26 protein-coding genes and 1 tRNA gene are annotated in these 23,579 nt (G+C 56.4%); 13 read left to right on the top strand and 14 right to left on the bottom strand.

The window, feature by feature from the left end:
* Positions 1-105 precede the first annotated feature (105 nt).
* From I9182_RS02500 to I9182_RS02490, 3 genes are all read left to right on the top strand, one after another.
* Positions 106-1,107, top strand: a complete 1,002-nt coding sequence (locus I9182_RS02500; protein ID WP_209596248.1) for an NADPH:quinone oxidoreductase family protein — start codon at positions 106-108, stop codon at positions 1,105-1,107.
* Between the two features lie 123 nt (positions 1,108-1,230).
* Entirely contained in the window at positions 1,231-1,680 is a 450-nt protein-coding gene (gene aroQ, locus I9182_RS02495; protein WP_209503937.1) for a type II 3-dehydroquinate dehydratase, read from the top strand.
* Positions 1,677-2,432, top strand: a complete 756-nt coding sequence (locus tag I9182_RS02490; RefSeq protein ID WP_209503938.1) for an autoinducer binding domain-containing protein — start codon at positions 1,677-1,679, stop codon at positions 2,430-2,432. The genes aroQ and I9182_RS02490 overlap by 4 nt, the downstream gene beginning before the upstream one ends.
* A 354-nt stretch (positions 2,433-2,786) precedes the next feature.
* Here the strand turns inward: I9182_RS02490 and tsf are convergent, their stop codons facing one another.
* The 5 genes from tsf to I9182_RS02465 form a co-directional block, all read right to left on the bottom strand.
* The gene (gene tsf / locus I9182_RS02485) at positions 2,787-3,662 is read right to left on the bottom strand and encodes a translation elongation factor Ts (RefSeq protein WP_209503939.1); all 876 of its coding nucleotides are present in this window, start codon (positions 3,660-3,662) and stop codon (positions 2,787-2,789) included.
* A gap of 76 nt (positions 3,663-3,738) precedes the next feature.
* Positions 3,739-4,521, bottom strand: a complete 783-nt coding sequence (gene rpsB, locus I9182_RS02480; RefSeq protein WP_209503940.1) for a 30S ribosomal protein S2 — start codon at positions 4,519-4,521, stop codon at positions 3,739-3,741.
* 166 nt (positions 4,522-4,687) lie between these two features.
* Positions 4,688-5,542, bottom strand: a complete 855-nt coding sequence (locus I9182_RS02475; RefSeq protein ID WP_209596714.1) for a lysophospholipid acyltransferase family protein — start codon at positions 5,540-5,542, stop codon at positions 4,688-4,690.
* Positions 5,529-6,284: a GNAT family N-acyltransferase gene (locus tag I9182_RS02470; protein ID WP_209596246.1), complete on the bottom strand. Its 756-nt coding sequence runs from the start codon at positions 6,282-6,284 to the stop codon at positions 5,529-5,531. The genes I9182_RS02475 and I9182_RS02470 overlap by 14 nt, the downstream gene beginning before the upstream one ends.
* 102 nt (positions 6,285-6,386) lie before the next feature.
* Positions 6,387-6,569: a DUF3553 domain-containing protein gene (locus tag I9182_RS02465; RefSeq protein ID WP_050602459.1), complete on the bottom strand. Its 183-nt coding sequence runs from the start codon at positions 6,567-6,569 to the stop codon at positions 6,387-6,389.
* A gap of 42 nt (positions 6,570-6,611) precedes the next feature.
* Here I9182_RS02465 and I9182_RS02460 point away from each other — a divergent pair, with 42 nt between their 5' ends.
* Entirely contained in the window at positions 6,612-7,208 is a 597-nt protein-coding gene (locus I9182_RS02460; RefSeq protein WP_209596244.1) for a histidine phosphotransferase family protein, read from the top strand.
* Here I9182_RS02460 and I9182_RS02455 read toward each other — a convergent pair.
* The 9 genes from I9182_RS02455 to I9182_RS02415 all read right to left on the bottom strand — a co-directional run bounded on the left by I9182_RS02455 (position 7,205) and on the right by I9182_RS02415 (position 14,662).
* Positions 7,205-8,467, bottom strand: a complete 1,263-nt coding sequence (locus I9182_RS02455) for a glutamate-5-semialdehyde dehydrogenase (RefSeq protein ID WP_209596242.1) — start codon at positions 8,465-8,467, stop codon at positions 7,205-7,207. The genes I9182_RS02460 and I9182_RS02455 overlap by 4 nt on opposite strands.
* Positions 8,468-8,499: 32 nt before the next feature.
* Complete coding sequence (gene proB, locus I9182_RS02450; RefSeq protein ID WP_209596240.1) at positions 8,500-9,606, bottom strand: glutamate 5-kinase; 1,107 nt, start codon at positions 9,604-9,606, stop codon at positions 8,500-8,502.
* Positions 9,594-10,628, bottom strand: a complete 1,035-nt coding sequence (gene obgE / locus I9182_RS02445) for a GTPase ObgE (protein WP_209596239.1) — start codon at positions 10,626-10,628, stop codon at positions 9,594-9,596. Before obgE ends, proB begins: the two co-directional genes overlap by 13 nt.
* A gap of 37 nt (positions 10,629-10,665) precedes the next feature.
* Positions 10,666-11,202, bottom strand: coding sequence for a GNAT family N-acetyltransferase (locus tag I9182_RS02440; protein WP_209503947.1), 537 nt, complete (start codon positions 11,200-11,202; stop codon positions 10,666-10,668).
* On the bottom strand, positions 11,199-11,807 hold the full coding sequence (locus I9182_RS02435; protein WP_209596237.1) for a LysE family translocator: 609 nt from the start codon (positions 11,805-11,807) through the stop codon (positions 11,199-11,201). The genes I9182_RS02440 and I9182_RS02435 overlap by 4 nt, the downstream gene beginning before the upstream one ends.
* Positions 11,808-11,903: 96 nt before the next feature.
* Positions 11,904-12,173, bottom strand: a complete 270-nt coding sequence (gene rpmA / locus I9182_RS02430; RefSeq protein WP_039535512.1) for a 50S ribosomal protein L27 — start codon at positions 12,171-12,173, stop codon at positions 11,904-11,906.
* A gap of 11 nt (positions 12,174-12,184) precedes the next feature.
* A complete protein-coding gene (locus I9182_RS02425) occupies positions 12,185-12,796 on the bottom strand; it encodes a 50S ribosomal protein L21 (RefSeq protein ID WP_209596235.1) in 612 nt (203 codons plus the stop codon).
* 220 nt (positions 12,797-13,016) lie between these two features.
* On the bottom strand, positions 13,017-13,820 hold the full coding sequence (locus I9182_RS02420) for a DUF2059 domain-containing protein (RefSeq protein ID WP_209596233.1): 804 nt from the start codon (positions 13,818-13,820) through the stop codon (positions 13,017-13,019).
* Complete coding sequence (locus I9182_RS02415) at positions 13,820-14,662, bottom strand: DUF2059 domain-containing protein (protein ID WP_209596231.1); 843 nt, start codon at positions 14,660-14,662, stop codon at positions 13,820-13,822. The genes I9182_RS02420 and I9182_RS02415 overlap by 1 nt, the downstream gene beginning before the upstream one ends.
* Positions 14,663-14,785: 123 nt before the next feature.
* On the opposite strand from I9182_RS02415, the gene I9182_RS02410 reads away from it, so the two are divergent.
* The 9 genes from I9182_RS02410 (at position 14,786) to I9182_RS02370 (ending at position 23,578) form a co-directional block, all read left to right on the top strand.
* Positions 14,786-14,875 (top strand) — tRNA-Ser (locus I9182_RS02410).
* A gap of 249 nt (positions 14,876-15,124) precedes the next feature.
* Complete coding sequence (locus I9182_RS02405; RefSeq protein WP_209503951.1) at positions 15,125-15,679, top strand: hypothetical protein; 555 nt, start codon at positions 15,125-15,127, stop codon at positions 15,677-15,679.
* A gap of 209 nt (positions 15,680-15,888) precedes the next feature.
* On the top strand, positions 15,889-16,917 hold the full coding sequence (locus tag I9182_RS02400; RefSeq protein ID WP_209596229.1) for a zinc-binding dehydrogenase: 1,029 nt from the start codon (positions 15,889-15,891) through the stop codon (positions 16,915-16,917).
* A 75-nt stretch (positions 16,918-16,992) separates the two neighbouring features.
* Complete coding sequence (locus I9182_RS02395) at positions 16,993-17,868, top strand: branched-chain amino acid ABC transporter permease (protein WP_209596227.1); 876 nt, start codon at positions 16,993-16,995, stop codon at positions 17,866-17,868.
* Positions 17,869-17,871: 3 nt separating this feature from the next.
* Positions 17,872-18,969, top strand: coding sequence for a branched-chain amino acid ABC transporter permease (locus I9182_RS02390; RefSeq protein WP_209596225.1), 1,098 nt, complete (start codon positions 17,872-17,874; stop codon positions 18,967-18,969).
* The gene (locus I9182_RS02385; RefSeq protein WP_209503955.1) at positions 18,966-19,730 is read left to right on the top strand and encodes an ABC transporter ATP-binding protein; all 765 of its coding nucleotides are present in this window, start codon (positions 18,966-18,968) and stop codon (positions 19,728-19,730) included. The genes I9182_RS02390 and I9182_RS02385 overlap by 4 nt, the downstream gene beginning before the upstream one ends.
* Entirely contained in the window at positions 19,727-20,500 is a 774-nt protein-coding gene (locus tag I9182_RS02380; RefSeq protein WP_209596223.1) for an ABC transporter ATP-binding protein, read from the top strand. Before I9182_RS02385 ends, I9182_RS02380 begins: the two co-directional genes overlap by 4 nt.
* Positions 20,501-20,505: 5 nt before the next feature.
* Positions 20,506-22,392: a long-chain fatty acid--CoA ligase gene (locus I9182_RS02375; RefSeq protein ID WP_209596222.1), complete on the top strand. Its 1,887-nt coding sequence runs from the start codon at positions 20,506-20,508 to the stop codon at positions 22,390-22,392.
* Between the two features lie 25 nt (positions 22,393-22,417).
* A complete protein-coding gene (locus I9182_RS02370) occupies positions 22,418-23,578 on the top strand; it encodes an ABC transporter substrate-binding protein (RefSeq protein ID WP_209596220.1) in 1,161 nt (386 codons plus the stop codon).
* Position 23,579 lies beyond the last annotated feature (1 nt).

Below are 23,579 nucleotides of genomic sequence, written 5' to 3'. Positions count from 1 at the left end.
TGCGTTCTTCTTGCCGTCGCGGCAGGCGTTGGACCGTAGCGTTGACAAAAAACCATGCTGCACCAAAACTTCCTCGACACAAAGTACAGGCAGATCAGAGGCGGTATGCAAGCATTACTCAGCGTCGCACCGGGCGGTCCCGCAACCCTGGAACTTACGACCCTACCCGACCCGAAGCCGTGCAAAGGTCAGCTTTTGATCGGTGTGAAAGCTGCGGGCGTGAACTTTCCGGACACGTTGATTATCCGCGATCTGTACCAGATGAAGCCGCCACGGCCCTTCGCCCCAGGCGGCGAGATCGCGGGTGAAGTTCTGGCTTTGGGCGAAGGCGTCAGTAGATTTAAGCCCGGCGACCGTGTTTTGGCCCTAACCGGACATGGTGGGTTTTCGACCCGCGTCACACTCAAGGCGGACACTGCGATCCGAATTCCTGATGCGATGCCCTATGAAGATGCCGCCTGTTTCATTTTCACCTACGGCACGTCCTACCACGCGTTGAAAGATCGGGCGGAGATTCAATCCGGTGAAACCCTGTTGGTACTGGGTGCCGCCGGAGGTGTGGGGTCAGCCGCCATTGAACTGGGCAAAGCCATGGGTGCCAGGGTGATCGCAGCCGTTTCATCACCTGAAAAGGCCGAATTCTGTAGCCAGATTGGTGCCGATGACGTGGTGATTTACCCGCGCGACATGGACAAGGATGCGCAAAAAGCCTTCTCAGCCGAAGTTAAGAAACTTGCAGGTTCTGATGGCGTGGACGTCGTCTACGACGCCGTTGGGGGTGCGCTGGCCGAACCGTCCCTGCGCAGCATGGCCTGGAAAGGCCGTTATCTTGTCGTCGGTTTCCCAGCGGGCATTCCGCGGATTCCCTTGAATCTGGCTCTTTTGAAAGGATGCCAGATCGTTGGTGTGTTTTGGGGCGCGTCAGTTTTCCGCGACCCAATCGGCCATGCTGACAACGTCAAGAACCTGTTCGATCTATATACAGCCGGGAAAATAAGACCGCGAATTGGCGCCCGGTTCCCGCTTGCCCGCGCGCACGAGGCGCTTGAACAATTGTCGCAACGATCCGTTCTGGGAAAAATCGTTGTCACCATGGAGGAAAGTTGAGGCCGGGAATAAAATGGCGGTCCGCTTCGCACACCGGTTTTTTGGCTGTACTCGATCCGGCAAAGTCAGGTAGACAACCCGACCTTTAGGCGTCTATGTACCATTCATGGGGATCGTGAAGACATGCACAACGTTTTGGTATTGAATGGCCCAAACCTCAACCTGCTTGGCACACGTCAGCCCGAGGTTTACGGCAGCACCACTTTGAAGATGATCGAGGAGGATTGCCTGCGCCATGGCGCGTCCATTGGCCTTGAAGTCTCGCATCTGCAATCCAACCATGAAGGTGTGTTAATTGATGCGATCCACGGCGCACGCGGTGTGCAGGATGGCCTTGTGATCAATGCGGGGGCGTTCACACACACGTCGGTTGCGCTGATGGATGCCATCGCGTCAGTTGACCTGCCGGTTGTCGAGGTTCACCTGTCCAACATCCATGCAAGGGAAGCATTCCGGCACAAGTCCTATGTCGCGCCTGTTGCTCTGGGGCAGATCTGTGGCTTTGGCGCCCAAGGCTATGTTCTTGCTCTGGACGCGCTGGCCGCGCATCTGAAAGCAGGTGGCACGGCATGACCCTCAGGGATTATCTGCGGTTTGTCAGCTATGCCAAGACCCTGGAAGACCTGTGGGATGCGCATTGCCGACAGATGGCGGAATTCGGGTTCGATCGCCTTATCTACGGCCACACGCAATACAGGACGGCAACCTCATTGGGTGATCCAGAGGACTTTGTCATTCTGACCAACCATAACCGTGCCTATGTGGATGGTTTCATCAAGGACGGTTTGTATTTTCACGCCCCCATGTTGAAATGGGCGCTGGACAATGAAGGCGCCGCCAGCTGGAAAATGTTGCTGGACATGCACTCTCGAGGGTCGATGACCGACAAAGAGCGCGAGGTTTTCGAATTCAACAAGTCCATGGGTGTCGTTTCTGGTTACACCATCAGCTTCAACTCGGTCTCGGTGCGGTCTAAAGGGGCGATTTCCCTGTCCGCCAAGGAAGGGATGAGTCAGGAAGACATTGACGCGATCTGGCACGAGCATGGCGAAGACATTCTTTTGATGAACAACGTTGCGCATCTCAAGATCCTGACCTTGCCTTTCAACCCACCGAACCGGGCCCTGACAAAGCGTCAGCGCGAGGCATTGCAATGGGTCGGTGACGGCAAAACCACGCAGGACATTGCCCTGCTGATGGGCCTGACAGCGGCAACTGTTGAAAAGCATCTACGACTCGCCCGTGAGGCGTTGTCGGTCGAAACGACAGCACAGGCTGTGTTAAAGGCGTCTTTGCATAATCAGATGTTCATTATGGAAGTTTAGGAGTGTTTTTCTGACGCCATACAGCGTCAGTTTACCTTAGGTAAGGAAATCACTACTTTTCAAATCTAACTTAAAAGTTGCAAAGTGAGAGTGTTCCGTGAGTGGTGGCTTTAGCCAGGGAACATTCGATTGGATCTTTGCAATTTCAAAGCTCTCCAATCACTCTGACAAGGGGGCGCCTATTCGTCCGCGTACCTGTGTCGGAATTTTGGGGGGCCTCGACCATCCCCATCATGCGGGGCCCTCCAATCCTTCACTTCTTCGCTAATTCTAAGATGTGTCACCAACAAAAAAGGGCTACGCGATGCGTAACCCTTTCATTTTGTTCAGAAAGGCCCCGGTTGGAGCCTCTCTTTAGCCTTGAGCGGCTTTTGCGACTTCGGCAGCGAAGTCTTCTTTTTCCACAACGATGCCTTCGCCAACTTCCAAGCGAATGAAGCCGGTGATGGTTGCGCCTGCTTCTTTTGCAGCGGCTTCAACGGTCAGATCAGGGTTCACAACGAATTGCTGGCTCAGCAATGTCGATTCGGCGACGAATTTCTTCATGCGGCCTTCGATCATCTTTTCGATCACCTGCTCCGGCTTGCCGGATTCGCGGGCGATGTCCATCTGAACCTGCTTTTCCTTCTCGACAATTGCCGGATCCATGTCGGCCTCGGACAGGGCGGCCGGGTTTACAGCTGCGATGTGCATCGCAACCTGCTTGCCGATAGCCTCATCACCACCCGACAGAGCGACCAGCACACCGATTTTGCCCATGCCGTTGGTCGCAGCGTTGTGCACATAAGACACAACAGTGTCGCCCGACAGCTTGGCCATGCGGCGCACCGACATGTTTTCGCCGATGGTGGCGATCTTGTCGGTCAGGGTGTCGGCAACGCTTTTGCCGCCCAGATCAGCAGCCAGCAGTGCTTCGATGTTGTCCACACCTTCAGCAGCGTTCGCAATCTTGCCGACCATTTCCTGGAACTCAGCGTTTTTTGCAACGAAATCGGTTTCCGAGTTCACTTCGACAGCAACACCGTTGCCACCGCTGACGTGAACAGCAACCAGACCTTCTGCTGCGGTACGGCCCGATTTCTTGGCTGCTTTGGCCAGGCCTTTGGTGCGCAGCCAGTCAACGGCGTCGTCCATGTTGCCGCCGGTTTCGGTCAGCGCTTTTTTTGCGTCCATCATGCCTGCGCCGGTCGAGTCGCGCAGTTCTTTAACCATTGCTGCTGTGATTGCCATCTTTTGGCTCTCCTCAATTCAAACGGAATTGGGGCAGGTCTACCCTGCCCCATATGTCATTTACGTGACGGGCAGCTTACGCTTCGGCAGGGGCTTCTGCGGCTTCTTCCGCAAGAGCTTCTTCAACCGGAGCTTCTTCGAATGCGCCCAGGTCAACGCCTGCTGCACCCATCTGCGCGGTCATACCGTCCAGAGCGGCGCGTGCGGCCAGGTCGCAGTACAGGGCGATTGCGCGAGCTGCGTCGTCGTTGCCGGGGATGATGTAGTCAACGCCATCGGGCGAGCAGTTGGTGTCGACAACAGCCACAACCGGGATACCTAGTTTGTTGGCTTCTGCGATGGCCAATGCTTCTTTCTTGACGTCGATAACGAACAGCAGGTCCGGAACACCGCCCATTTCGCGGATACCACCCAGCGACGCCTGAAGTTTGCCTTGGTCACGTTCCATGCCCAGACGCTCTTTCTTGGTCAGGCCTTCTGCGCCCGATTCCATGGCTTCGTCGATCTGGTTCAGACGGTTGATCGACTGGGAAACGGTTTTCCAGTTGGTCAGCGTGCCGCCCAGCCAGCGGTGGTTCATGTAGTACTGAGCCGACTTTTCAGCCGCTTCAGCAATCGGGCCAGCGGCCTGACGCTTGGTGCCAACAAACAGAATGCGGCCACCCTTTGCAACGGTGTCACGAACAGCCTGCAGAGCCTGATCCAGCATCGGAACGGTCTGGGTCAGGTCCATGATGTGGATGCCATTGCGCGAGCCGTAGATAAACGGGCCCATGCGGGGGTTCCAACGCTGTGTCTGGTGACCAAAGTGAACGCCAGCTTCCAGCAGCTGACGCATGGTGAACTCGGGAAGAGCCATGCTATTTTCCTTTTCCGGTTTACGCCTGGGCGGGGGTGAAAGAAGCGGACGCTCCAACCGGCGGTCTTGATGAGGATGTCTCCCTCAAAAAGGCCAAACCCCGCCTGCGGGTTTGAATGGCGCGCGTATAAGGCAGGTTTGCGCGCTACGCAAGGGCCAATCGCCCTTATTTTTCAAGCTGCGCCAATGCGTGCGCATGCCTGACGGCGTCTTCACAATGGGCGGCCAGAGCCTTGCGATTTTCAAAGTCACTGACCCGCGCTGGCGCATGATAGATTAGTTCAACCGTTCCTTGCCGACGTGCGCCAAGGGTCTTCAGCAAATGCGGCCCGAACTCCATATCCCCCCACCAGCCATAAAAGCGTTTTGGCTGGCCTTTGGGCGCGTGAAACACCACAGAAACGGGTTGGATATACATGAAATCACGCAACTCATCTGCAAAGAACGCGGCGAAAAGCGTTGTTTTGAAAGGTAAAATGCGAAGCCCGTCGGTTGAGGTGCCTTCGGGGAAAAACAACAGTTTGTGACCCACTTTCAGGCGGGTTTCAAACAGCTTGGTTTGTTCCTTGGCTTTCTTGCGATCCCGTTCGATGAAAAGCGTCCCGGTCGCACGGGCCAGCCAGCCGATACCGGGCCATTTGGCGACTTCTGCCTTGGAGACAAAATAGACCCGCTTGCGCGCGTTCAGAGCAAAGATATCCAGCCAGGACGTGTGGTTTGCCACCACCGCCCCCCTCTCTTTCATCAGCGCGCCTGATGTGCGGAACCCGATGCCAAGAATTCGAAACGCGTTGCGGCAGACAAACTGCGTGATGAACGGCGTCACAGGTCGCCGGACGCCGAAAATCGGATACTCGATCAGGCGAACGGCCAGAAGGATGATCAGGCCACCAAAGACAAGGGCCGCCAGCGGGACTCCGCGCAGAACGACCAGAACCCATCCGATAACGCCCAGCTCGATCGGATCGGGCGCGTCTTCACTATTCCAGAGCGGGTCGTTCACAGCGTCACGCCCCGCCATAAATTCGACGCTGCCGTTCATTCATGCGCGTCGTGTCGAGGATCAGGCACACATCCGTTGTGTTGAAGGTGTGGTCGATAAAGGCGCCCTCGCCCACGAAACCACCCAAGCGCAGGTAGGCTTTGATCAATGCTGGCACCTGAACCATGGCGGCGCGGCGGTCCAAAGCCTCTGGTTTCACAAGGTTCATCGACTGAAAAACATCGGGCTGCGCCCGTACGCGCAACTCTGGCGGAGCCAGATGGTTGTGGTAAAGCATCGACAAGGGCTGCGCCAATGTGGCCACGTCTGTTCCATGAAAACTCGCAACGCCGAACAGCACCTCAATGTCACGTTCCGCTACATAAACGGCCAAACCGTTCCACAGGTGGAACATCGCCGTACCCCCACGGTAGTCGGGGTGCAGGCACGACCGTCCCAACTCCAGCAGTTTGCGCCCACTGTTCTTGAGTACGGTCAGGTCATACTCGTCTTCAGAATAGAATTGCCCCAGTTCCGCAGCACGTTCGCCCGGTAACATCCTGTAGACGCCAATAATTTCGCCGGTGTGATCATCATAGGCCAACATATGATCGAAATACGGGTCGAAACGGTCTTTCTCGAGGCCAGCATCGTGATCGACCATTTCTCCGCCGCCCCCCAACTCACGCACGAAGACATCATAGCGCAGGCGTTGAGCTGCTTGCAGGTCGGCTTCGGTCTCGGCCAGTTTTACAGTGAAAGAAGGGCCAGTATCCGGCATATGGGGCGATCCGTGTTCTTTTGGCTGCTGATACCGCAGTTTTTTAGCCAAAGGCAACAAGCCCCGCTTTGGGCAGCATTTTTAACCTTTCCTAAACCACTTTCACGGATCAAAGACCGGCATCAGGGCGATGCGCGTTCCGTCGATCACCACTTTTCCCTGCTCACGAAAGTTGACGGTGATCTTGCCTGCAATGTTGGACTGAACCTGTCCGACGCCCCATTCGGGAAAATCCGGGTGGCGGACAAACATGCCCGGTGCAAGTATAGCATTCATGTCTGTCATAGGGGCCTCCGGGACGTGCGGCAGATACAGTCGGAGGTACGCATGGGCGAGAGCAACTTCAACCTGGCCGAATTGATCGGTTCGCGGATTTGCCACGATCTGATCAGCCCGATCGGGGCAATCACCAACGGGCTTGAGCTGTTGGATATGGTGGGCGCCGTACAGGGCCCCGAGATGGAGTTGATCTCGGGCAGTGTCGGAAGTGCCGGGGCACGTATTCGCTTTTTCCGCGTTGCCTTTGGCTCGGCCAGTGATCAGCCGCTTGGTCGGACCGAAGTAACCGAATTGTTGAAAGATATCGAGCGTGCCGGGCGAATACAGGTCAACTGGAACCTGTCCGGGCCTGTGCCGCGTAATCAGGTCAAACTGGCCTTTCTGGCGCTTATGTGCTGCGAAAGTGCCATGCCACTTGGCGGCGCGGTCGAGATCGTAAATCAGGGCAACAATTGGATAGTGACCGGGGTTGCAGACAGGTTGAATGTTGATGGTGATCTTTGGAAGAACGTCGTGACAGGTCGGTTTCCCACCAAGATCACGCCCGCGCACGTTCAATTCGCGTTGCTGCCTGAAACGGCGGCTGCGATGGGTCGGCGGATTGCCGTTGAAACTTCGGCAACCCGCGTGTCACTTCGGTTTTAAGCCCGGATCGTTCCGTTCCCACGCACGAGATATTTGAAACTGGTTAATTGCGCCGCCCCGACCGGCCCGCGCGCGTGCATTTTGCCCGTTGCGATTCCGATTTCGGCCCCCATACCGAACTCGCCGCCATCCGCAAACTGGGTCGAGGCATTGTGCATCAGGATTGCGCTGTCGAGACGCTCAAAGAAACGGGTCGCTGCCGCGTCATCCTCGGTCATTATGCAATCGGTGTGGTTCGAGCCGTATTGCTGAATATGGGCAATCGCCGCGTCGATATCGGCAACAGGCTTCGCCGCAATCACGCTGTCGAGGAACTCTTTTCCCCAGTCATCCGCCGTAGCAGCAACCGTACCCTCTCCAGCGAGAACACCGTCGGCGTGAACCTCGACGCCTGAATGGACCAGTGCCGCAACCACGTCGCGCCCAAGGGTTTCGGCGATATCCTGATGAACCAGCAAGCATTCAGCGGCTCCGCAAATACCAGTGCGGCGGGTCTTGGCATTCAGTACCACTTCCAGCGTTTTCTGCGGATCAGCAGCCTTGTCGATGTAAATGTGCACGATGCCTTCGAGATGGGCAAAGACCGGCACACGGGCCTCTCGTTGTACAAGGCCCACCAGTCCCTTACCACCGCGTGGAACGATGACGTCGACATAGTCGGTTAGCGTCAGCAACTCCTGCACAGCAGCGCGGTCGCGTGTGGGCACCAGTTGGATGGCGTCTTCGGGCAGGTTCGCGGCCTTCAGCCCTTCGACCAGACAGGCATGAATCGCAGCTGAGGAATGAAAGCTTTCGGATCCGCCACGCAGGATTACCGCATTGCCCGATTTCAGACACAGCGCCCCGGCATCCGCAGTCACGTTGGGTCGGCTTTCGTAGACCACGCCGATAACTCCCAACGGTGTCCGGACGCGCTGGATGTTAAGGCCCGTGGGCATGTTCCATTCAGACAGAACCTCACCCACCGGGTCGGCCTGATCCGCGACGGTTCTCAGCCCGTCCACCATACCCTGAACGCGCGCCTCATCCAGCAACAGGCGATCCATCATCGCAGGGCTCAGGCCTTTGTCGCGGCCGAATTCCATATCTTTTTGATTGGCTTCGATGATCCGTGCCCGATTGGCCCAAACCGCGTCTGCGGCTGCAATCAGCGCTGCGTGCTTTCGTTCAGCTGTTGCGAAAGCCAGTTCACGCGAAGCGGCTTTGGCACGTTTCCCAAGATCTTCCATCAGAGCAGGAATGCTGTCGAAGTCTTTCATATCGCGTGCCTTTCAGATCATCTTATTGAAGGTTAAAGGGCCAGGTCGTCCCGGTGGATGAGGGCTGCGCGGCCGGGATAGCCCAGCGTCGCTTCAATCTCAGAAGACTTACGCCCCTTGATCGCATCGGCTTCCTGCGCCGTATACCGGCTGATCCCCTGAGCCAGGCGACGGGACTCCAGATCAAGGATGGCGACAGGATCTCCACGACCGAAATCTCCGGTCACCTCCACAATCCCGGCCGGTAGCAGGCTTTTGCCATTGGCCAGTGCCTTGGCTGCCCCCTCGTCCACGATAATCTCGCCCCGAGGTTTCATTGCCGAAATCCAGCGTTTGCGGGCTGCATGTGGATCCAATGTCGCAGTAAACCACGTGGAATTGGCACCGTTTTCGAGCGTTTTCAGAGGGTTCAGAACCGATCCTTCGGTAATCGCCATGGCGCAACCGCCCGCGGTTGCCATCTTGGCCGCCAACAGCTTTGTCTTCATCCCGCCTTTGGACAGTCCCGAACCCGCGTCACCAGCCATGGCTTCAATCTGGGGTGTGATCCTGTCGATTGTCTCGAAGCGCTTTGCCGAAGTGTCTTCCTTAGGATTGCCCGAATAGAAGCCATCCACATCCGACAGCAGAATCAGTTGGTCGGCCCCTACTGTCACGGCGATTTGCGCGGCCAGACGGTCATTGTCGCCATACCGGATTTCGTCCGTTGCGACCGTGTCGTTTTCATTGACGATCGGCACGACGCCCAATACCAACAGAGTTTCCAAGGTTGCGCGTGAGTTCAGATACCTGCGGCGATCTTCGCTGTCTTCAAGCGTCACCAGAACCTGCGCCGTGGTGATCCCATGGGGTGCCAACGCTTCTTCGTAAGCGCGTGCAAGCCGGATTTGCCCAACCGCAGCAGCGGCCTGCGACTGTTCCAAAGGCAGTGCCGCCAACGGCAGACCCAATACACCGCGACCCAGTGCAATCGAACCGGACGAAACAAGGATTACATCTTTCCCCTGCCCCTTGAGCCAGGAAACATCCTGCGCCAACGACAGCAGCCAGTCAGACCGCAGCAGGCCAGTATCGCGATCAACCAGCAAAGCCGACCCGATTTTTACCACCAGACGGCGTGCCGAGGTCAGGGTTGCCAAGGCTGTGCCTCCTCAGCGGGTTTCTGACGCACACGGTTGTCGTCGATCTGGCTGCGCAGCGCCCGCAGAACTTCGGTTACACCCAGATGCGCCACACCGGACATCGTCATGACGGGGCCGCCCACGGCCTCCTCAAGCTCTGCGACGGCAAGGGCACGTTCTTCGTCATCCAGCGCGTCGATCTTGTTCAGAACAGTGATCCGGGGCTTTTCGGCCAGTTCGCCGCCATAAGCTTCGAGCTCGTGAATGATCGTGCGGTAATCATCGGCGACCGTCGCAGAGGTGCCATCGACCAGATGCAACAACACGGCACAGCGTTCCACGTGGCCCAGAAAACGGTCACCAATGCCACGGCCTTCATGAGCACCTTCGATCAGGCCAGGGATATCGGCCACAACAAATTCGACGTTGTCCACGCCGACTACGCCCAGATTGGGATGCAGCGTGGTAAACGGATAGTCGGCAATCTTGGGCCGCGCATTCGACGTGGCCGCCAGAAAGGTCGACTTGCCCGCATTCGGCATACCCAAAAGACCCACATCGGCGATCAGCTTGAGCCGCAGCCAGATTGTGCGGTCAATCCCCGCCTGCCCCGAATTGGCGCGGCGCGGGGCCTGATTGGTGGCAGATTTGAAATGCAGGTTGCCGAACCCGCCATTGCCGCCTTTGGCCAGCAGGACGCGTTGCCCGACTTCGGTCAGGTCGCAGATGACGGTTTCTTCGTCTTCGTCCAGGATTTCAGTCCCAACCGGAACACGCAGAACGATATCGTCCCCATCCTTGCCGGTGCGTTGCTGCCCCCGGCCCGGTTGCCCGTTTTTAGCGAAGAAGTGTTGCTGATAGCGAAAGTCGATCAGGGTGTTCAGCCCATCCACAACTTCGGCCCAGACAGACCCGCCTTTGCCGCCGTCCCCGCCATCGGGGCCGCCGTATTCGATAAACTTTTCGCGTCTGAAGCTGACGCAGCCGCTACCGCCGGCCCCGGACCGGATGTAGACCTTTGCGAGATCGAGAAATTTCATGTGTGTCCCCTACTGCAAAGGCCCCATCGGCCACAAGTCAGAGTTTTTTACTGTATGTCCAGGTGGGCACATTCGCATCGCGTGCCACCGAATAGCTTTCCGCATCGCCCAGATACTGGAACCCGCAATGGGTCAGAACCCGGGCCGAGGCCGGATTATCCTGAAACACACTGGCAAACATCGTCGCGTTTTCCAGCGGGTTAGCGTTAACAAGCGCTTCCACAGCCATCGAAGCAATGCCTGTGTTCCAATAGATCGGCGCGACCCAATAGCCAACTTCGGACTGATTCCGGTCCAGCCGTTTCAGCGAAATCACACCGATCAATTCCGGACCACCGTCCTTGGTAGCATCCATGACCCAGACGTCCTCGTCTCGGTTGTCAGCCATCGAACGGGCTACAAAGGCTTCGATCGAACCGGGGGCCAGTGGATGTGCAATACTGGTGGTCATCCGCGCCACGCGCTCATCACCTGCGTAATGCTCGATAAGGCCCATATCCGACCGGCGCAGGGGGCGCAGATCGAACCGCTCGGTTTCAATGACCGGCTGATTTATTATTGTCTCAAGTTTCATTGGTGTGTTCCTCCTCCGAACAACACGAACAGTACGGACGCGACCGTAAGACCCGCCAACGTCCACATCAGGTATTTTTCCGCCGGGCGACCTTCAACCGCATGCGCGATTCTATCCCCCGCAAAAGTCCAGATCGGGTGTAAAACGATCTGGCAGATCAACAAACTAAGAGCGATCGTGAGCGTGGCGTCAAAGCTGGAGGTCCCCGCAGCGACAAAGCCCGTAAAACCCGCAACAATCATGGCCCAGGCTTTTGGATTCAGCGGATGCACGATCAATCCCGCCCAAAATCCCGGAACATCACCGACCGCAGTTTCGCGCGACAGTCGCAAATTCGCGATCTTCCACGCCAGCCAGCAAATATATGCAGCCGAAGCATATTTCAGCGCCGCAAAGACCGTCGGAACTTGTTCCGCCAGTTGCAGCAGACCAAAGCCCACGGGCCAGATAATCAGCTGCTTACCAAGCACGACACCGGCCACAAAAGGCAATGCAGCACGAAACCCATAGCGCGCACCCGTTCCCAGCAGGACCATGTTGGCTGGCCCCGGCGTGCCAACCTGAGAGGCGGCAAAAATCAGGAAACTGGTGGTTGCGACTGTCATCGGTTTCTTCGATCACGACTGCGTTAAAACGAGAAAGGGGACCGGCACTTTGTGCCGGTCCCCCATGAATTTTTCTTAAACCTTCTGGGTCTCGGCTTACTCTGCGGCCTCCGCCACTGGCAGGACCGAAATAAAGGTGCGGTTTTTAAGTCCCTTGTGGAACTTCACGGCGCCATCTGTGGTTGCAAAGATGGTGTGATCTTTGCCCATGCCTACGCCTTCGCCCGGCCAGAACTTGGTGCCGCGCTGACGCACAATGATGTTGCCCGCAATAGCGGCCTGACCACCATACAGTTTTACGCCAAGGCGACGACCAGCTGAGTCGCGACCGTTACGGGAGGAACCGCCAGCTTTCTTATGTGCCATTCTCTCTCTCCTTAGCCTTTGGCCAGCTCTTTGGCCTGCTCAACCCATTCGGGTTTCACTTTGACCGTTTCGATAGCAGCAATCTGCTCGTCCGACAAGGTGGCCAGAGCGGCAAAGCTCTCGATACCGGCCTCAACCAGCTTCTTGGCGGCGGCAGGGCCAACGCCGTTCAGCTTGGTCAGATCGTCAGCAGCGGCAGTAGCGGGTGCTTCAGCCTTGGCTTCGGCTTTCTTGGCGGGCTTTGCGGCAGGTGCCGCTTCCCCAGCCGGAGCTGAACCGGTTGCAGCCTTGATGCCCGACTTGTCAGCGCCCGACGCCAGAATGTCGGTGATTTTGACCAGTGTCAGTTTCTGACGGTGGCCAACGGTACGCTTCGAGCTGTGCTTACGACGACGTTTGACGAACTTGATGACCTTGTCACCTTTGATCTGTTCGATCACTTCGGCCTGAACGCCTGCGCCTGCAACGAAAGGTGCGCCAACAACCGGAGCGTCACCGCCCAGCATCAGAACATCGTTGAATTGAACTTTTTCACCTGCGTCGGCAGCCAGTTTTTCAACGCGGAGGATATCGCCCGCCTGAACCTTGTACTGCTTGCCGCCAGTCTTGAGGACCGCAAACATGCGTCTTTCCTTTTCTAACCCGCGTTCTGTGGTCCCCTTTACGGGTGTTCTGGCCCCAAGAAACTTGAAAGCCACCTCGAACAGCGCGCCCTTTTCGGGCTGTGTGAATGGCCGCTGACAATGTCATGCGGGCCAAATAATAACGATACCCGGCGCGGAAAACCGGCCGGGATGCGCGCTTATCCATAGATTGCAGGCAAAAGTCAACACCAAAGCGGTATCAAAGATCGGACGCCCTCAGCGCCTGTGCAACCGCCTGCCCCAGGCGATAAGAAATATCATTGAATATGCGATCAAAGCCGTCAAACACGGCGTCATTCAGGGCCTGTCCCGTTTCGGTTCTGGAAAACGCGATATTTTCGCGCATCTGAGCCTCGTCCAACGGGCGGTAGGCCATAAGAAGAAACGAGAAAAGCCACTCCTCAGTTTCCTCGGCCCGGCTGTCTTTCTGCAACAATAGCTCGGCCAGCAGTTCCTGATCGTCAGTCCGCGCATCAACATCAAGACCCTGAAAAAAGCTGTAGTCGAACGTCAATGCCCCCTGAACATTCTTTTCGATCAAGTCATTTGCCTCGATATACTCCTTTACTAAAGTAAACTGAGCGGTGCTGCGTTTCGCGGATTTGTAGGCTTCTCGGGCCATGTCTTCGATTGCCTGATCCGACATCGCGCGCCGGGCCGAGTTTTCCAGCGTTACGATGGTCTGGCCAAGATCGCTTTCAAAAAACAAGATGGCCTGATCAAGCTGAACATCGGACAAACCATCTTTGAAGGCGTTCGTCATGTGTTGCCGCATCCAAAGCGGATCGTAGATACGATTGACCTGCGACTCGAAAAAAGCGCCGCCCTTGTTGTCCAAAAAGGTATTGTCCAGAGTCTCGCGGTGGCCCTGACCCTCGTGAACAAGGATTTCCATCACCTGTGTCAGACGCATGGCTTTTGCCAATCGATCGACTTTTCCATCGGCATACAGTGGCAGTGCCCAACACAAGGCGACCACAAATGCCAGAATAGCGCGCTGCATCAAATGTCCTGTGCCGGGTGCAATTCGGCCATCCGCGCGGCCAGAACCTCGAACCTCATGGCCATGATCTCATATTGGATGGCGTTCAACAGCTCGTAGACTTCCTGCATCAGCGGCTGTTCCAGCGCGTCAACATACGTATCCACATCAGCGTCAGAAAAATCCTGATAGGTGTAAGCAGCGCCCGCCAGATTAGAAAGTTGCAGTGACTGACGCATTGCCGGTTCATTTTGCCTCATCAATTCACGTAGTTCATCCCCGTTCAGCTGCAACTCGATGACGCCCGATGCGCTGGCCGCCAGCAGGAAGCGCACCTGAATTTCCTGCAAGGCACGCAACGCCGTATCAGCGGAATCGATTGCGGAGTTCATGCGTTTAAAACTTTCGACCCGTTTCGATCCGTTCTTGATCAGGTCAGAGATGATCCTTTGGCCTGCCAATTGCTTGACGTCATCGTCTTCTTGCATGTGTGAGGCATTTTCGGCCTCGACCAGACGCTGCCCCAGATCAGACGCGTAAAACTCCACCGCGTGTGAAAGGGCCTCTTCGCTTAGGGTCTGCTCCAGAATGGACACCGCGGTGTCGTGCATTGCACCGACTTCAAAAACCTCGTCCGTCAAACGGGTCCAGTCCGAGCCGAACCCCTCGGGGTCGACACCCAACATCTGCGGCGCGGACCGTGAACTCAGGGCGATGCTTTCAAGTGCTACGTCAAAGCCCGTTGTGATCAGAAAAGCCTCAATCCGATCCCGGTTCGCTGCGGAAAGCTCGGGAGGAACCAGAACGAGTGCCAGAAACGAGGCGAGAAACCAAAAGGCGATGCGGCGTGCAAACTGTGTCATACCTTTCAGAGTAGGTGTTTTACGCTGGCAGGCAACGGAAAATCCCGGCATTCACGATTTCCGGAATTTTATGCTTGCACCCCCGTTCGTTCCTGACTAAATCCCCCCCTCACAGACCCCCGCGGAGAGGTGCCGGAGTGGTCGAACGGGGCGGTCTCGAAAACCGTTGTGGGTGCAAGCCCACCCAGGGTTCGAATCCCTGTCTCTCCGCCATAACTCCAATATCGAAAGCCGTCAGAAAACGTCCTCCGGTCGGATCTGGGTTCTCAGAAAAATTGCAAGTGGTCCGCTGTCAGAAACTGTGGTGGCACAGGTCACCCGGCGTGTTCTTGCCGTGAATTCAAGTGCAATCAGCGTAGCCCGGCTCAAACCTCTATTCTGCTGAGAATTCACAGGAATTCCCCTTTGTATATCCGCTACATTTAACGCATCCCGGCGACACATTTTCCAAAGGAGACACACATGTCGCGTATTCTCATCCTCCTCATCATCGCCGCTGTCGGTGTTGGTGGTTACTACTATCTCAACCAGTCCGAACAAACCCCGGCTGAACAAGTGCAATCCGCAACGCAGGAGGCGGGCGATGCAGTGGCTGATGCCGCGTCAACTGCTCAGGAAGCTGCGACTGACGCGCTTGAAGACGCAACAGAACAGGCCAGCGAGGCAGCTTCATCCTTGACCGAACAGGCGCAGGAAGCCGCATCGTCGGTTGCCGATCAAGCCAGCGAGGCAGCTTCGTCTGTCGCGGAGCAAGCATCCGAGGCAGCACAGCAAGCCGGTGATCAGGTGGCGTCGCTGGCGGGTCAGGGACAGGAATTGCTGAGCTCCTGGATTCAGGAAGGCAAGCTGGACCCCACCAACTTCGACTATGAAGGTATCATGACCTCGATTCAGGACAGCACATTGGCCACGGATCTGAAAGAACAGGCGATCAAGATCGTAAATGACATTAAAGAGTCGCCTGAAACCATCGCCTTGAAGATTCAGGAACTGACCGCGCTGTTGACGCAGCAATAACAAAGAAGGGGCCGGTTGCCCGTTCCCGGCCCCTACCCCGTACGCCAATTTTCCAGTCGTGCCCTTACGTTATCGTTTCTCTGAATTGACCCAGTGTGTGGCTTTTGATTGGCTGCCCCGACAACACATCCTCACCCCGGGGTCGCCCGTTGGCAATCTCCTGTTTAAGGGGGTGTGCGCATTGAACAAGCCATCTTGAGGATGATCCCATGACTGACCTGCCCCAAACAATGAAAGCTGCCATCCTGAAACACGGCGGGTACTCGGCCACTTCGACCGGACCGGTTATCGAGGATGCAGCAGACTGGCTTGAAGCAGCAGAGCTGCCCGTTCCCAATCCCGGCCCCGGTCAGGTTTTGATCCGCCTGCGCGCGTCGTCGGTCAATCCGTCCGACCTCCACTTCATCAAGGGTGAATACGGCCAGCCGCGCCTCAAAGGTGCGGCGGCCGGTTTCGAAGGCTGTGGCGACGTCGTTGCAACCGGAAAAGGTGCCGAGGCGCTGAATGGACAGCGTGTCGCTTTCGTGGCCGCAGGTTCCGGTGCCTGGGCGGAATACATCGTGACGCAGATGCAAATGTGTATTCCCTTGCGTCCGGATATTTCAGATGATGACGGGGCCGCGCAAATCGTCAACCCTCTCACCGCGATGGCGATGGTGGACATGGCAAGGGAAGACGGCGATGCATTTGTGATATCCGCTGCATCCAGCCAATTGGGAAAACTGATGTGCAGCCTCGGGCGTGATCTGGGGTTGAAACCCATCGCGCTGGTGCGCCGGGCCGAGACAGTCGAAATGCTGAAAAGTCTTGGAGCAGCCGAAGTGCTTGTGACTTCCGATCCTGAAATCGTCGAGAAGTTTGCCGCGATAAGCGCCACGCTGAAGCCTCGGGTCTTCCTTGATGCGGTGACGGATCAACTGTCCGAGAAACTGTTCTGCACCATGCCCAACCGGGCGCGCTGGGTTACCTACGGCAAACTTTCGACCGAAGCGCCAACGCTTTCTCAGACCGGCCAGCTGATCTTCATGGGGAAACGGATCGAAGGTTTCTGGCTGACGCAATGGATGATGTCGACACCGCCCGCTGACCAGATGCGGGTTGTGGCCGAAGTTCAGGCCCGCTTTGCCGATGGTCGCTGGAAAACGGATGTTTCCGAACACCTTACACTCGAAAATCTCGTGTCGAATCTTGCCGATGCGCTGAAAAAGAGTGACGGAAAGGTGATTATCACCCCATAGTAGAACTCACCTGCGTTGCCGGAGGATACACGCGGGCGGAAGAAGACGCTGGAAAACCGGTGGAGGGAGGACAGTGTGGATAATGCGCAGCTGCTGATTAGCGGGCTGGCGAACGGGTGTGTCTACGGCCTGATCGCGCTTGGCTTTGTATTGATCTACAAGGCAACCGAAGCGGTGAACTTTGCGCAGGGCGATTTCATGATGCTGGGCGCATTTGTGACCATTGGCCTGACAAATACCGAATATATGGGATTGCCGTTCTGGCTCGCTCTGCCTGTTTCATTGGGAATCATGGGGGCGCTCGGTTATCTTCTGGATCGCCTGATCATTCGCCGCCTGTTTGGTGAAAGCCAGACCGCCGTTGTCATACTGACCATTGCTTTGGGCTTTGTGATCCGTTTCATTGCCGGTCTGTTCTGGGGGCACGAGCCGCAAACGCTGCAAAACCCGCTTGCGGGCAAAGAAGTGCGTATGGGCGGTCTTGTACTGGGGATGGAAGATGTCGCGATAATCATCGTCACGGTGCTGCTGACATGGTCGCTCTATGTTTTCTTCAGCCGCACCAAACTGGGGCTGGCGATGCAGGGCGCCTCGCAAAACCAGCTGGCAGCTTATTACATGGGCATTCCCGTCAGGCGTGTTCAAGGATGGGTCTGGGCTTTAGCCGGAAGCGTTGCGGGAATTGCCGGAATTCTCTTTGCCGCAAAAGGTGCTGTGGATCCGACAACCGGATTGCTGGGTATCAAGGCGTTTGCCGCCGCCGTTATCGGCGGGTTCGGCAGTTTGCCGGGGGCATTGGCCGGAGGGCTGATTGTCGGTGTTGTCGAACCCTTCGCCAGCCGGTACATTGCGGCAGGTTACAGCCAGGTCGCGCCATACGCTTTGCTGCTTGCTGTCCTGATCTTCCGACCAAACGGGTTGTTCAGTCAGGTTCGGGTCAAGAAAGTCTGAGCCATGCGGATCGTTTTCAAAACCGACTACATGCAGGATATTCGCCCCTGGAAAGACGGGTTCCAGCTGCGCCTTTATCTACTTCTTCTGTTTGTCGTCGCGGCTGCGCCTTTCGCGCTCGACGATTTCTATCTGGGCGAACTGACAAACGTTCTGATCTGGGCCATCGCCGGGCTGGGTCTGATGATCCTGACCGGACATACAGGGCAAGTCAGTCTGGGCCATGCGGCCTTTCTGGCCTTTGGCTGTTACGCCAACGTGGCCCTGATTGAGGCAGGCGTGCCTTTTCTGGTCGCGTTTCCGCTGGCCGGAATTCTGACCGGGATCGCGGGCGTGACCGTTGCAGTCCCTGCCCTGAGGCTTCACGGTATCTACCTGGCGATCTTTACCATGGCGCTGTCCATCCTGATGGATGACATCATCGTATTGTCCGAGCCGATCACTGGTGGTGTCGCGGGCAAATATATCGGCGGGGTCGATATCTTTGGCCTTACGGTTGACCGCTGGGGGACGCCTGATCTTTTTTATTGGCTGGTTCTGTTCGTCACCGTTCTGGTCACGTTGGGATATATAAACCTGCTGCGGGCCCCGCTAGGACGCAGCTTTATCGCCGTGCGCGACTCCGAGGTATCGGCGCAGGCGATGGGTATCGATATCGCGCGAACAAAGATGATTTCATTCGCCCTGTCCTGTGCGGTTACAGGTTGGGCTGGCGCGTTGATGGGGCTGTTTGCCGGTGCGTTTAACAACGAAACCTTCAGCGTTCTGATCTCGATCCAATTGCTGATGATGATCGTTATCGGCGGGCTGGGCTCGATCCACGGCGCGTTTCTGGGCGCGATTGTCATCGGTTTTTTGCCGCAGTTTCTATCGATTTCAAAGGAATATGTCGGCGCGATCATCGGCGGAAACACCGTTGCCATTCCGGGGCTGGAGTTCGGCATCTTTGGCATGATCCTGATCGGCTTCATCCTTTTCGAACCCATGGGCATCTATGGCCGCTGGCTGAAAATCCGCACCTGGTTCGAACTGTTTCCCTTCTATCGCAAGGACATGTTCAAACGGCAGAAATCCTATCTCAAGACGGAGCGTCTGAGATGAGCTTGCTTGAATTTGAAAACGTTACCTTGAAATTTGGTGGTCTGACGGCCGTGGACAATTTGTCCTTCGAGGTTCAGCAGGGCGAAGTCTTTGCCATAGTCGGGCCGAATGGCGCGGGCAAATCGACGGTCTTCAATCTGATCTCGCGCTTTTACGATCCGTTTTCAGGGTCGATCCGGTTTGATGGTCACGATCTGCTTCAGGCCAAACCATCAGGCGTGGCGGCCTTTGGTGTGGCGCGGACCTTCCAGAACATCGAGCTCTTCGAACACGCAACTGTCCTGCAAAACCTTTTGGTTGGACGGCATCGGCACCGCAAGACGAACCTGATTTCAGAACTCTTGTTCACCCCTGCGGTCCGACGGCAAGAGCTGGAGAACCGGGAAAAAGTCGAACAGATTATCGATTTCCTCGACCTGCAGGCCTATCGCGACAAGTTGATTTCCGGGCTGCCTTACGGCGTGCGCAAAGTGGTCGAAGTTGCACGTGCCCTGGCGACCGATCCCAAGTTGCTGCTGCTGGATGAACCGGCCTCGGGACTTTCAGTGGAAGAGACGACCGATATGCGTTGGTGGATCGACGATATCCGGCGGCAAATGGGCATTACCGTGCTGATGGTCGAACACGACATGGGATTGGTATCGGGCGTGTCCGACCGGGTCCTGGCCATGGCAGATGGGGCAAAGCTGGCCCTCGGGCCACCGGCAGATGTGCAATCGCACCCGGCCGTGATCGAGGCATATCTGGGGAAAGCCTCATGAACGCTCCGATCTTGCAAGTTCGCAATATCGAAAGTTTCTATGGCCCAATCATGGCCATTCGGGGCGTTTCGCTGGATGTTCACGAAGGCAAAATCGTGTCGATCCTTGGCGCAAACGGCGCGGGCAAGACCACATTGATGAAAACCATCTCTGGTGTGATGGACCCGGAAAAGGGAACGATTACCTTTGACGGCGGTGACATCCAGGGCTGGGAGCCGCACAAGGTTGTCCAGCGCGGGGTGGTCCACATCCCGGAAGGGCGCGAAGTTTTTCCACTGCTGACGGTTGATGAAAACCTGATCCTCGGCGCCTACACCCGCAAAGACAAAGACCAGATCGAACAGGATCGTGAGCTGGTCTTTCGTTATTTTCCGGTTCTGAAAAGCCGTCGGTCGCAAGAGGCCGGAACCCTTTCGGGTGGGCAGCAACAGATGCTGGCCATAGGGCGCGGATTGATGGCCAGGCCTCGTATCATGTTGCTGGATGAGCCGTCTTTGGGCCTGTCCCCTCTGCTGGTGCAAGAGATCTTCGGCATTCTCAAGCGCTTGAACGAAGAGCAGAATATGACGATGTTGCTGGTTGAACAGAATGCCAATGCGGCGCTGGAACTGGCGCATCACGGCTATGTCATGGAGGTGGGTCGCATCGTCATGGACGGTGCCGCGGACGCGCTTTTGCAATCCGAGGACATTCAAAGCTTCTATCTTGGAAAACAGGAAGAAGGTGCACGCGAAAGCCGCCGCTGGAAGCGGAAAAAGACGTGGAGGTAAAACGGATGGACGCCACGCCCCTCCCCCCTCAGGTCGTGATAAACGGCGTTCAGTTCAACGCAACAGCGGGTCAGCGACCGGTACGAGTTGATGGCTGCATCACCATTGCCGAGTTGTTCCAAAGCCGATGTGCCGAACTGGGCAGCCGAACGGCGCATCGCGAAAAAGACCTGGGTATCTGGAAATCCTATTCCTGGGCCGATTACTGGCAGCATGCCAAGTGGATCGGGCTGGCCTTGCGCAAGCTGGGGCTGGAACGCGGCGATGTGGTCTCTATCCTGTCCGAAGATCGCAAGGAATGGGCTTGGCTCGACATGGGTATTCAGGGCGTTGGCGGTATCGCTTCCGGCGTCTACACGACGGATTCTGCCAGTCAGTTGCAGTATCTGATCAACGACAGCGGCAGCCGGTTTCTGATTGTCGAGGATGAAGAGCATCTGGACAAGTTTCTGGGAATTGAGACCGAGGTTCCCGATCTGATCAAGGTGATCATCCTCGAGGACGAAGGACTACATGACCTGAACCATCCGCGCTGCATGATGATCGACGAGCTGTTCGCCTTGGGCCACAAGGCCGAGTTGGCCGAGCCCGGGCGCTTCGAAGCGGAAATTGCATTGGCCAAACCGCAGGACACTGCCTTGCTGGTCTATACGTCGGGCACAACCGGTCAGCCGAAAGGCGCAATGCTTAGCCATGAAAATATTCTGGCGGCCATCGAATCCGCGGCACGGGCGCTGCCAGCGCTGCCCAGCGATGAACAGCTGTGTTTCCTGCCTCTGTGTCACATTCTGGAACGTAATGTCTCGGTCTATTTTCCATTGGCGGCCCGCTGCACTGTCAATTTTGCCGAAAGCCCTGAAACTGTTTTTGCAAACCTTCAGGAGGTTTCGCCGACAACCTTCACAGCGGTGCCAAGGGTTTGGGAAAAGATCTACTCACATATCCAGATCCTGACACAGGAAGCCACACCTTTGGGGCGGCTGGCATTCGGCCTGGCATTGAAAACTGGTGCGCGCCGTGCCGGATATTTGAGTGCTGGCCAACCTGTTCCAACCGGCGTCGCCACCAGATTCTGGTTCTGGGATCAGCTGGTTTTGAAAAACCTGCGCCGGATGCTGGGTCTGGACAAACTGCGACGAGGTGGAACAGGTGCCGCCCCAATCTCGACTGATCTGCTGAAATGGTACTGGTCCATCGGCGTGCCGTTGGTGGAAGGGTTCGGGATGACCGAAACTTCGGGCCTTGCCACGCTCAACACCACAGACCGCAATAAGATCGGAACCATAGGCAAAGCCGTCGAAGGCTGCGACATCCGCATCGCGGACAATGGCGAAATCCAACTGAAAGGCCTGAACATTTTTCAGGGATACTGGCGCAACAACGCGAAAACCGCAGAAACCTTCACCGCCGACGGCTGGCTGCGTACCGGGGATATGGGGACATTAGATAAGGATGGCTATGTCACCATCACGGGCCGCCTGAAGGACATTATCATCACCGCAGGTGGTAAGAACATCACCCCCGCCCAGATCGAAAGCCGCCTTAAGTTCTGTCATTATGTCGCGGATGCAATCATCATCGGGGACAGGCGCAAATTTCTGACGGCACTGATCATGATTGATCAGGAAAATGTCGAAAAATACGCGCAGGGCCATAAAATCCCCTTCTCGAATTTTGCCTCGCTATGCGCGGCACCGGAAATCAGGCAGTTGATCAGTTCGGAAATTGCCGCTGTGAATGCAGAATTTGCGCGGGTCGAGCAGATCAAGGATTTCCGTCTGATTGATGTCCTGCTGACCGCTGAAGACGACGAGCTTACAGCCACGATGAAGCTGAAACGCGGATTGGTTGAAAAGAAACACGGGCATCTGATCGAAGACATGTACACTTGACCAAAAGATTAACGGGAGGAAAGAGATGAAGAAATTATGCAACAGGCTGGCGGCTGCATCACTGCTGACAGCATCGGCAACACTTGGTTGGGCGCAAACACAGGGCGTGACCGATGATGAGATTGTCATTGGTTCGGTCAACGACCTGAGCGGGATATTCGCCGCGGTGGGTGTTCCGGCAACCAAAGGTGCAAATGTTGTCTTTGATCGGGTGAATGCGGCTGGCGGCGTGCACGGGCGCAAAATTCGTTACGTGGTCGAAGACAATGGCTATCAGATGCCGCGAGCCATGCAGGGCTATAACAAACTGCTGAATCGCGACAAGGTATTTGCCATGTTGCAGTCGCTTGGAACGCCGATGAACATGGCAGGGTTCAAGCTGTTGGATCCCAAAGGCATTCCCAACGTGGCGCCTCTTACTGCTGCACGTCAGATGTTGCAGGAACCCATGCGGAACAAGTTCACCTCCTTCTCGACCTATTTCGATCAGGCGCGTGTCGGTGTGAACTATCTGGCTGGCGAGTTTGGATCAAAGACGGTCTGCACCATGTACTTGCCGACAGATTTTGGTGAGGAAATTCTAGAAGGCAGCAAGGCCGGAGCCGAAGAAGCCGGGATCACTTTTGGATCAGAAACCACCCACAAACCGGATGAGACGGATTTCGTTGGATCGCTGAGCAAGCTCAAGGAAGAGGGTTGCGATATCGTCACCATGGCGCTTGGGGTGCGGCAGGCGATCACTGTCGTGGGCACCGCTAAGAAAATGGGCCTGACCGATATGAATTTTCTCGGCACCTCGGCCAGTTTCCTGACGGTCGTGGCGCAGGTACCCGGTGGCGTGACCGATGGATTCTACGCGGCGGCTTCGTGGCAGGATCTTTGGGCGCGTGCGGATCAACCTGCTCCGGCCGCATTTATCGAGGAATACAAGGCAGCCACGGGCGAAGATCCGGTCGGATTTGCCATGCTGGGTTATTCGGCGGCTGAGATGATGGTCAAGGCGTTAGAAGCCGCAGGCCCCGATCTGACGCAGGACAGTTTCATCGCAGCGATGGAAACGCTGGATTATCAGGACGATCTGGTCGGCAACCACATCACCTATGGTCCTGAAGACCATCAGGGCGCGGATACTGTGTTCGTCAACGTTGTTGAAAACGGTGCGTGGAAACTCGTTTACGAAGAATGAA

It is taken from the genome of Ruegeria sp. HKCCSP351 (assembly GCF_017872535.1).
Taxonomy (GTDB): Bacteria; Pseudomonadota; Alphaproteobacteria; order Rhodobacterales; family Rhodobacteraceae; genus Ruegeria.
The sequence above is the reverse complement of the archived record's forward strand: the minus strand, read 5'-3'. Positions and strand labels throughout refer to the sequence as shown.

Excerpts from the sequence above, each read along its gene's own strand:
- I9182_RS02370 (WP_209596220.1), top strand. The coding sequence starts at position 22,418 with ATGAAGAAATTATGCAACAGGCTGGCGGCTGCATCACTGCTGACAGCA.
- rpmA (WP_039535512.1), bottom strand. The coding sequence starts at position 12,173 with ATGGCACATAAGAAAGCTGGCGGTTCCTCCCGTAACGGTCGCGACTCA.
- tsf (WP_209503939.1), bottom strand. The coding sequence starts at position 3,662 with ATGGCAATCACAGCAGCAATGGTTAAAGAACTGCGCGACTCGACCGGC.
- I9182_RS02425 (WP_209596235.1), bottom strand. The coding sequence starts at position 12,796 with ATGTTTGCGGTCCTCAAGACTGGCGGCAAGCAGTACAAGGTTCAGGCG.
- I9182_RS02420 (WP_209596233.1), bottom strand. The coding sequence starts at position 13,820 with ATGCAGCGCGCTATTCTGGCATTTGTGGTCGCCTTGTGTTGGGCACTG.
- I9182_RS02460 (WP_209596244.1), top strand. The coding sequence starts at position 6,612 with ATGGGCGAGAGCAACTTCAACCTGGCCGAATTGATCGGTTCGCGGATT.
- I9182_RS02385 (WP_209503955.1), top strand. The coding sequence starts at position 18,966 with ATGAGCTTGCTTGAATTTGAAAACGTTACCTTGAAATTTGGTGGTCTG.
- I9182_RS02380 (WP_209596223.1), top strand. The coding sequence starts at position 19,727 with ATGAACGCTCCGATCTTGCAAGTTCGCAATATCGAAAGTTTCTATGGC.
- I9182_RS02490 (WP_209503938.1), top strand. The coding sequence starts at position 1,677 with ATGACCCTCAGGGATTATCTGCGGTTTGTCAGCTATGCCAAGACCCTG.
- I9182_RS02415 (WP_209596231.1), bottom strand. The coding sequence starts at position 14,662 with ATGACACAGTTTGCACGCCGCATCGCCTTTTGGTTTCTCGCCTCGTTT.
- I9182_RS02390 (WP_209596225.1), top strand. The coding sequence starts at position 17,872 with ATGCGGATCGTTTTCAAAACCGACTACATGCAGGATATTCGCCCCTGG.
- I9182_RS02375 (WP_209596222.1), top strand. The coding sequence starts at position 20,506 with ATGGACGCCACGCCCCTCCCCCCTCAGGTCGTGATAAACGGCGTTCAG.
- I9182_RS02400 (WP_209596229.1), top strand. The coding sequence starts at position 15,889 with ATGACTGACCTGCCCCAAACAATGAAAGCTGCCATCCTGAAACACGGC.
- aroQ (WP_209503937.1), top strand. The coding sequence starts at position 1,231 with ATGCACAACGTTTTGGTATTGAATGGCCCAAACCTCAACCTGCTTGGC.
- I9182_RS02500 (WP_209596248.1), top strand. The coding sequence starts at position 106 with ATGCAAGCATTACTCAGCGTCGCACCGGGCGGTCCCGCAACCCTGGAA.
- I9182_RS02465 (WP_050602459.1), bottom strand. The coding sequence starts at position 6,569 with ATGACAGACATGAATGCTATACTTGCACCGGGCATGTTTGTCCGCCAC.
- I9182_RS02440 (WP_209503947.1), bottom strand. The coding sequence starts at position 11,202 with ATGAAACTTGAGACAATAATAAATCAGCCGGTCATTGAAACCGAGCGG.
- I9182_RS02435 (WP_209596237.1), bottom strand. The coding sequence starts at position 11,807 with ATGACAGTCGCAACCACCAGTTTCCTGATTTTTGCCGCCTCTCAGGTT.
- rpsB (WP_209503940.1), bottom strand. The coding sequence starts at position 4,521 with ATGGCTCTTCCCGAGTTCACCATGCGTCAGCTGCTGGAAGCTGGCGTT.
- I9182_RS02470 (WP_209596246.1), bottom strand. The coding sequence starts at position 6,284 with ATGCCGGATACTGGCCCTTCTTTCACTGTAAAACTGGCCGAGACCGAA.
- I9182_RS02475 (WP_209596714.1), bottom strand. The coding sequence starts at position 5,542 with ATGGCGGGGCGTGACGCTGTGAACGACCCGCTCTGGAATAGTGAAGAC.
- I9182_RS02455 (WP_209596242.1), bottom strand. The coding sequence starts at position 8,467 with ATGAAAGACTTCGACAGCATTCCTGCTCTGATGGAAGATCTTGGGAAA.
- I9182_RS02405 (WP_209503951.1), top strand. The coding sequence starts at position 15,125 with ATGTCGCGTATTCTCATCCTCCTCATCATCGCCGCTGTCGGTGTTGGT.
- obgE (WP_209596239.1), bottom strand. The coding sequence starts at position 10,628 with ATGAAATTTCTCGATCTCGCAAAGGTCTACATCCGGTCCGGGGCCGGC.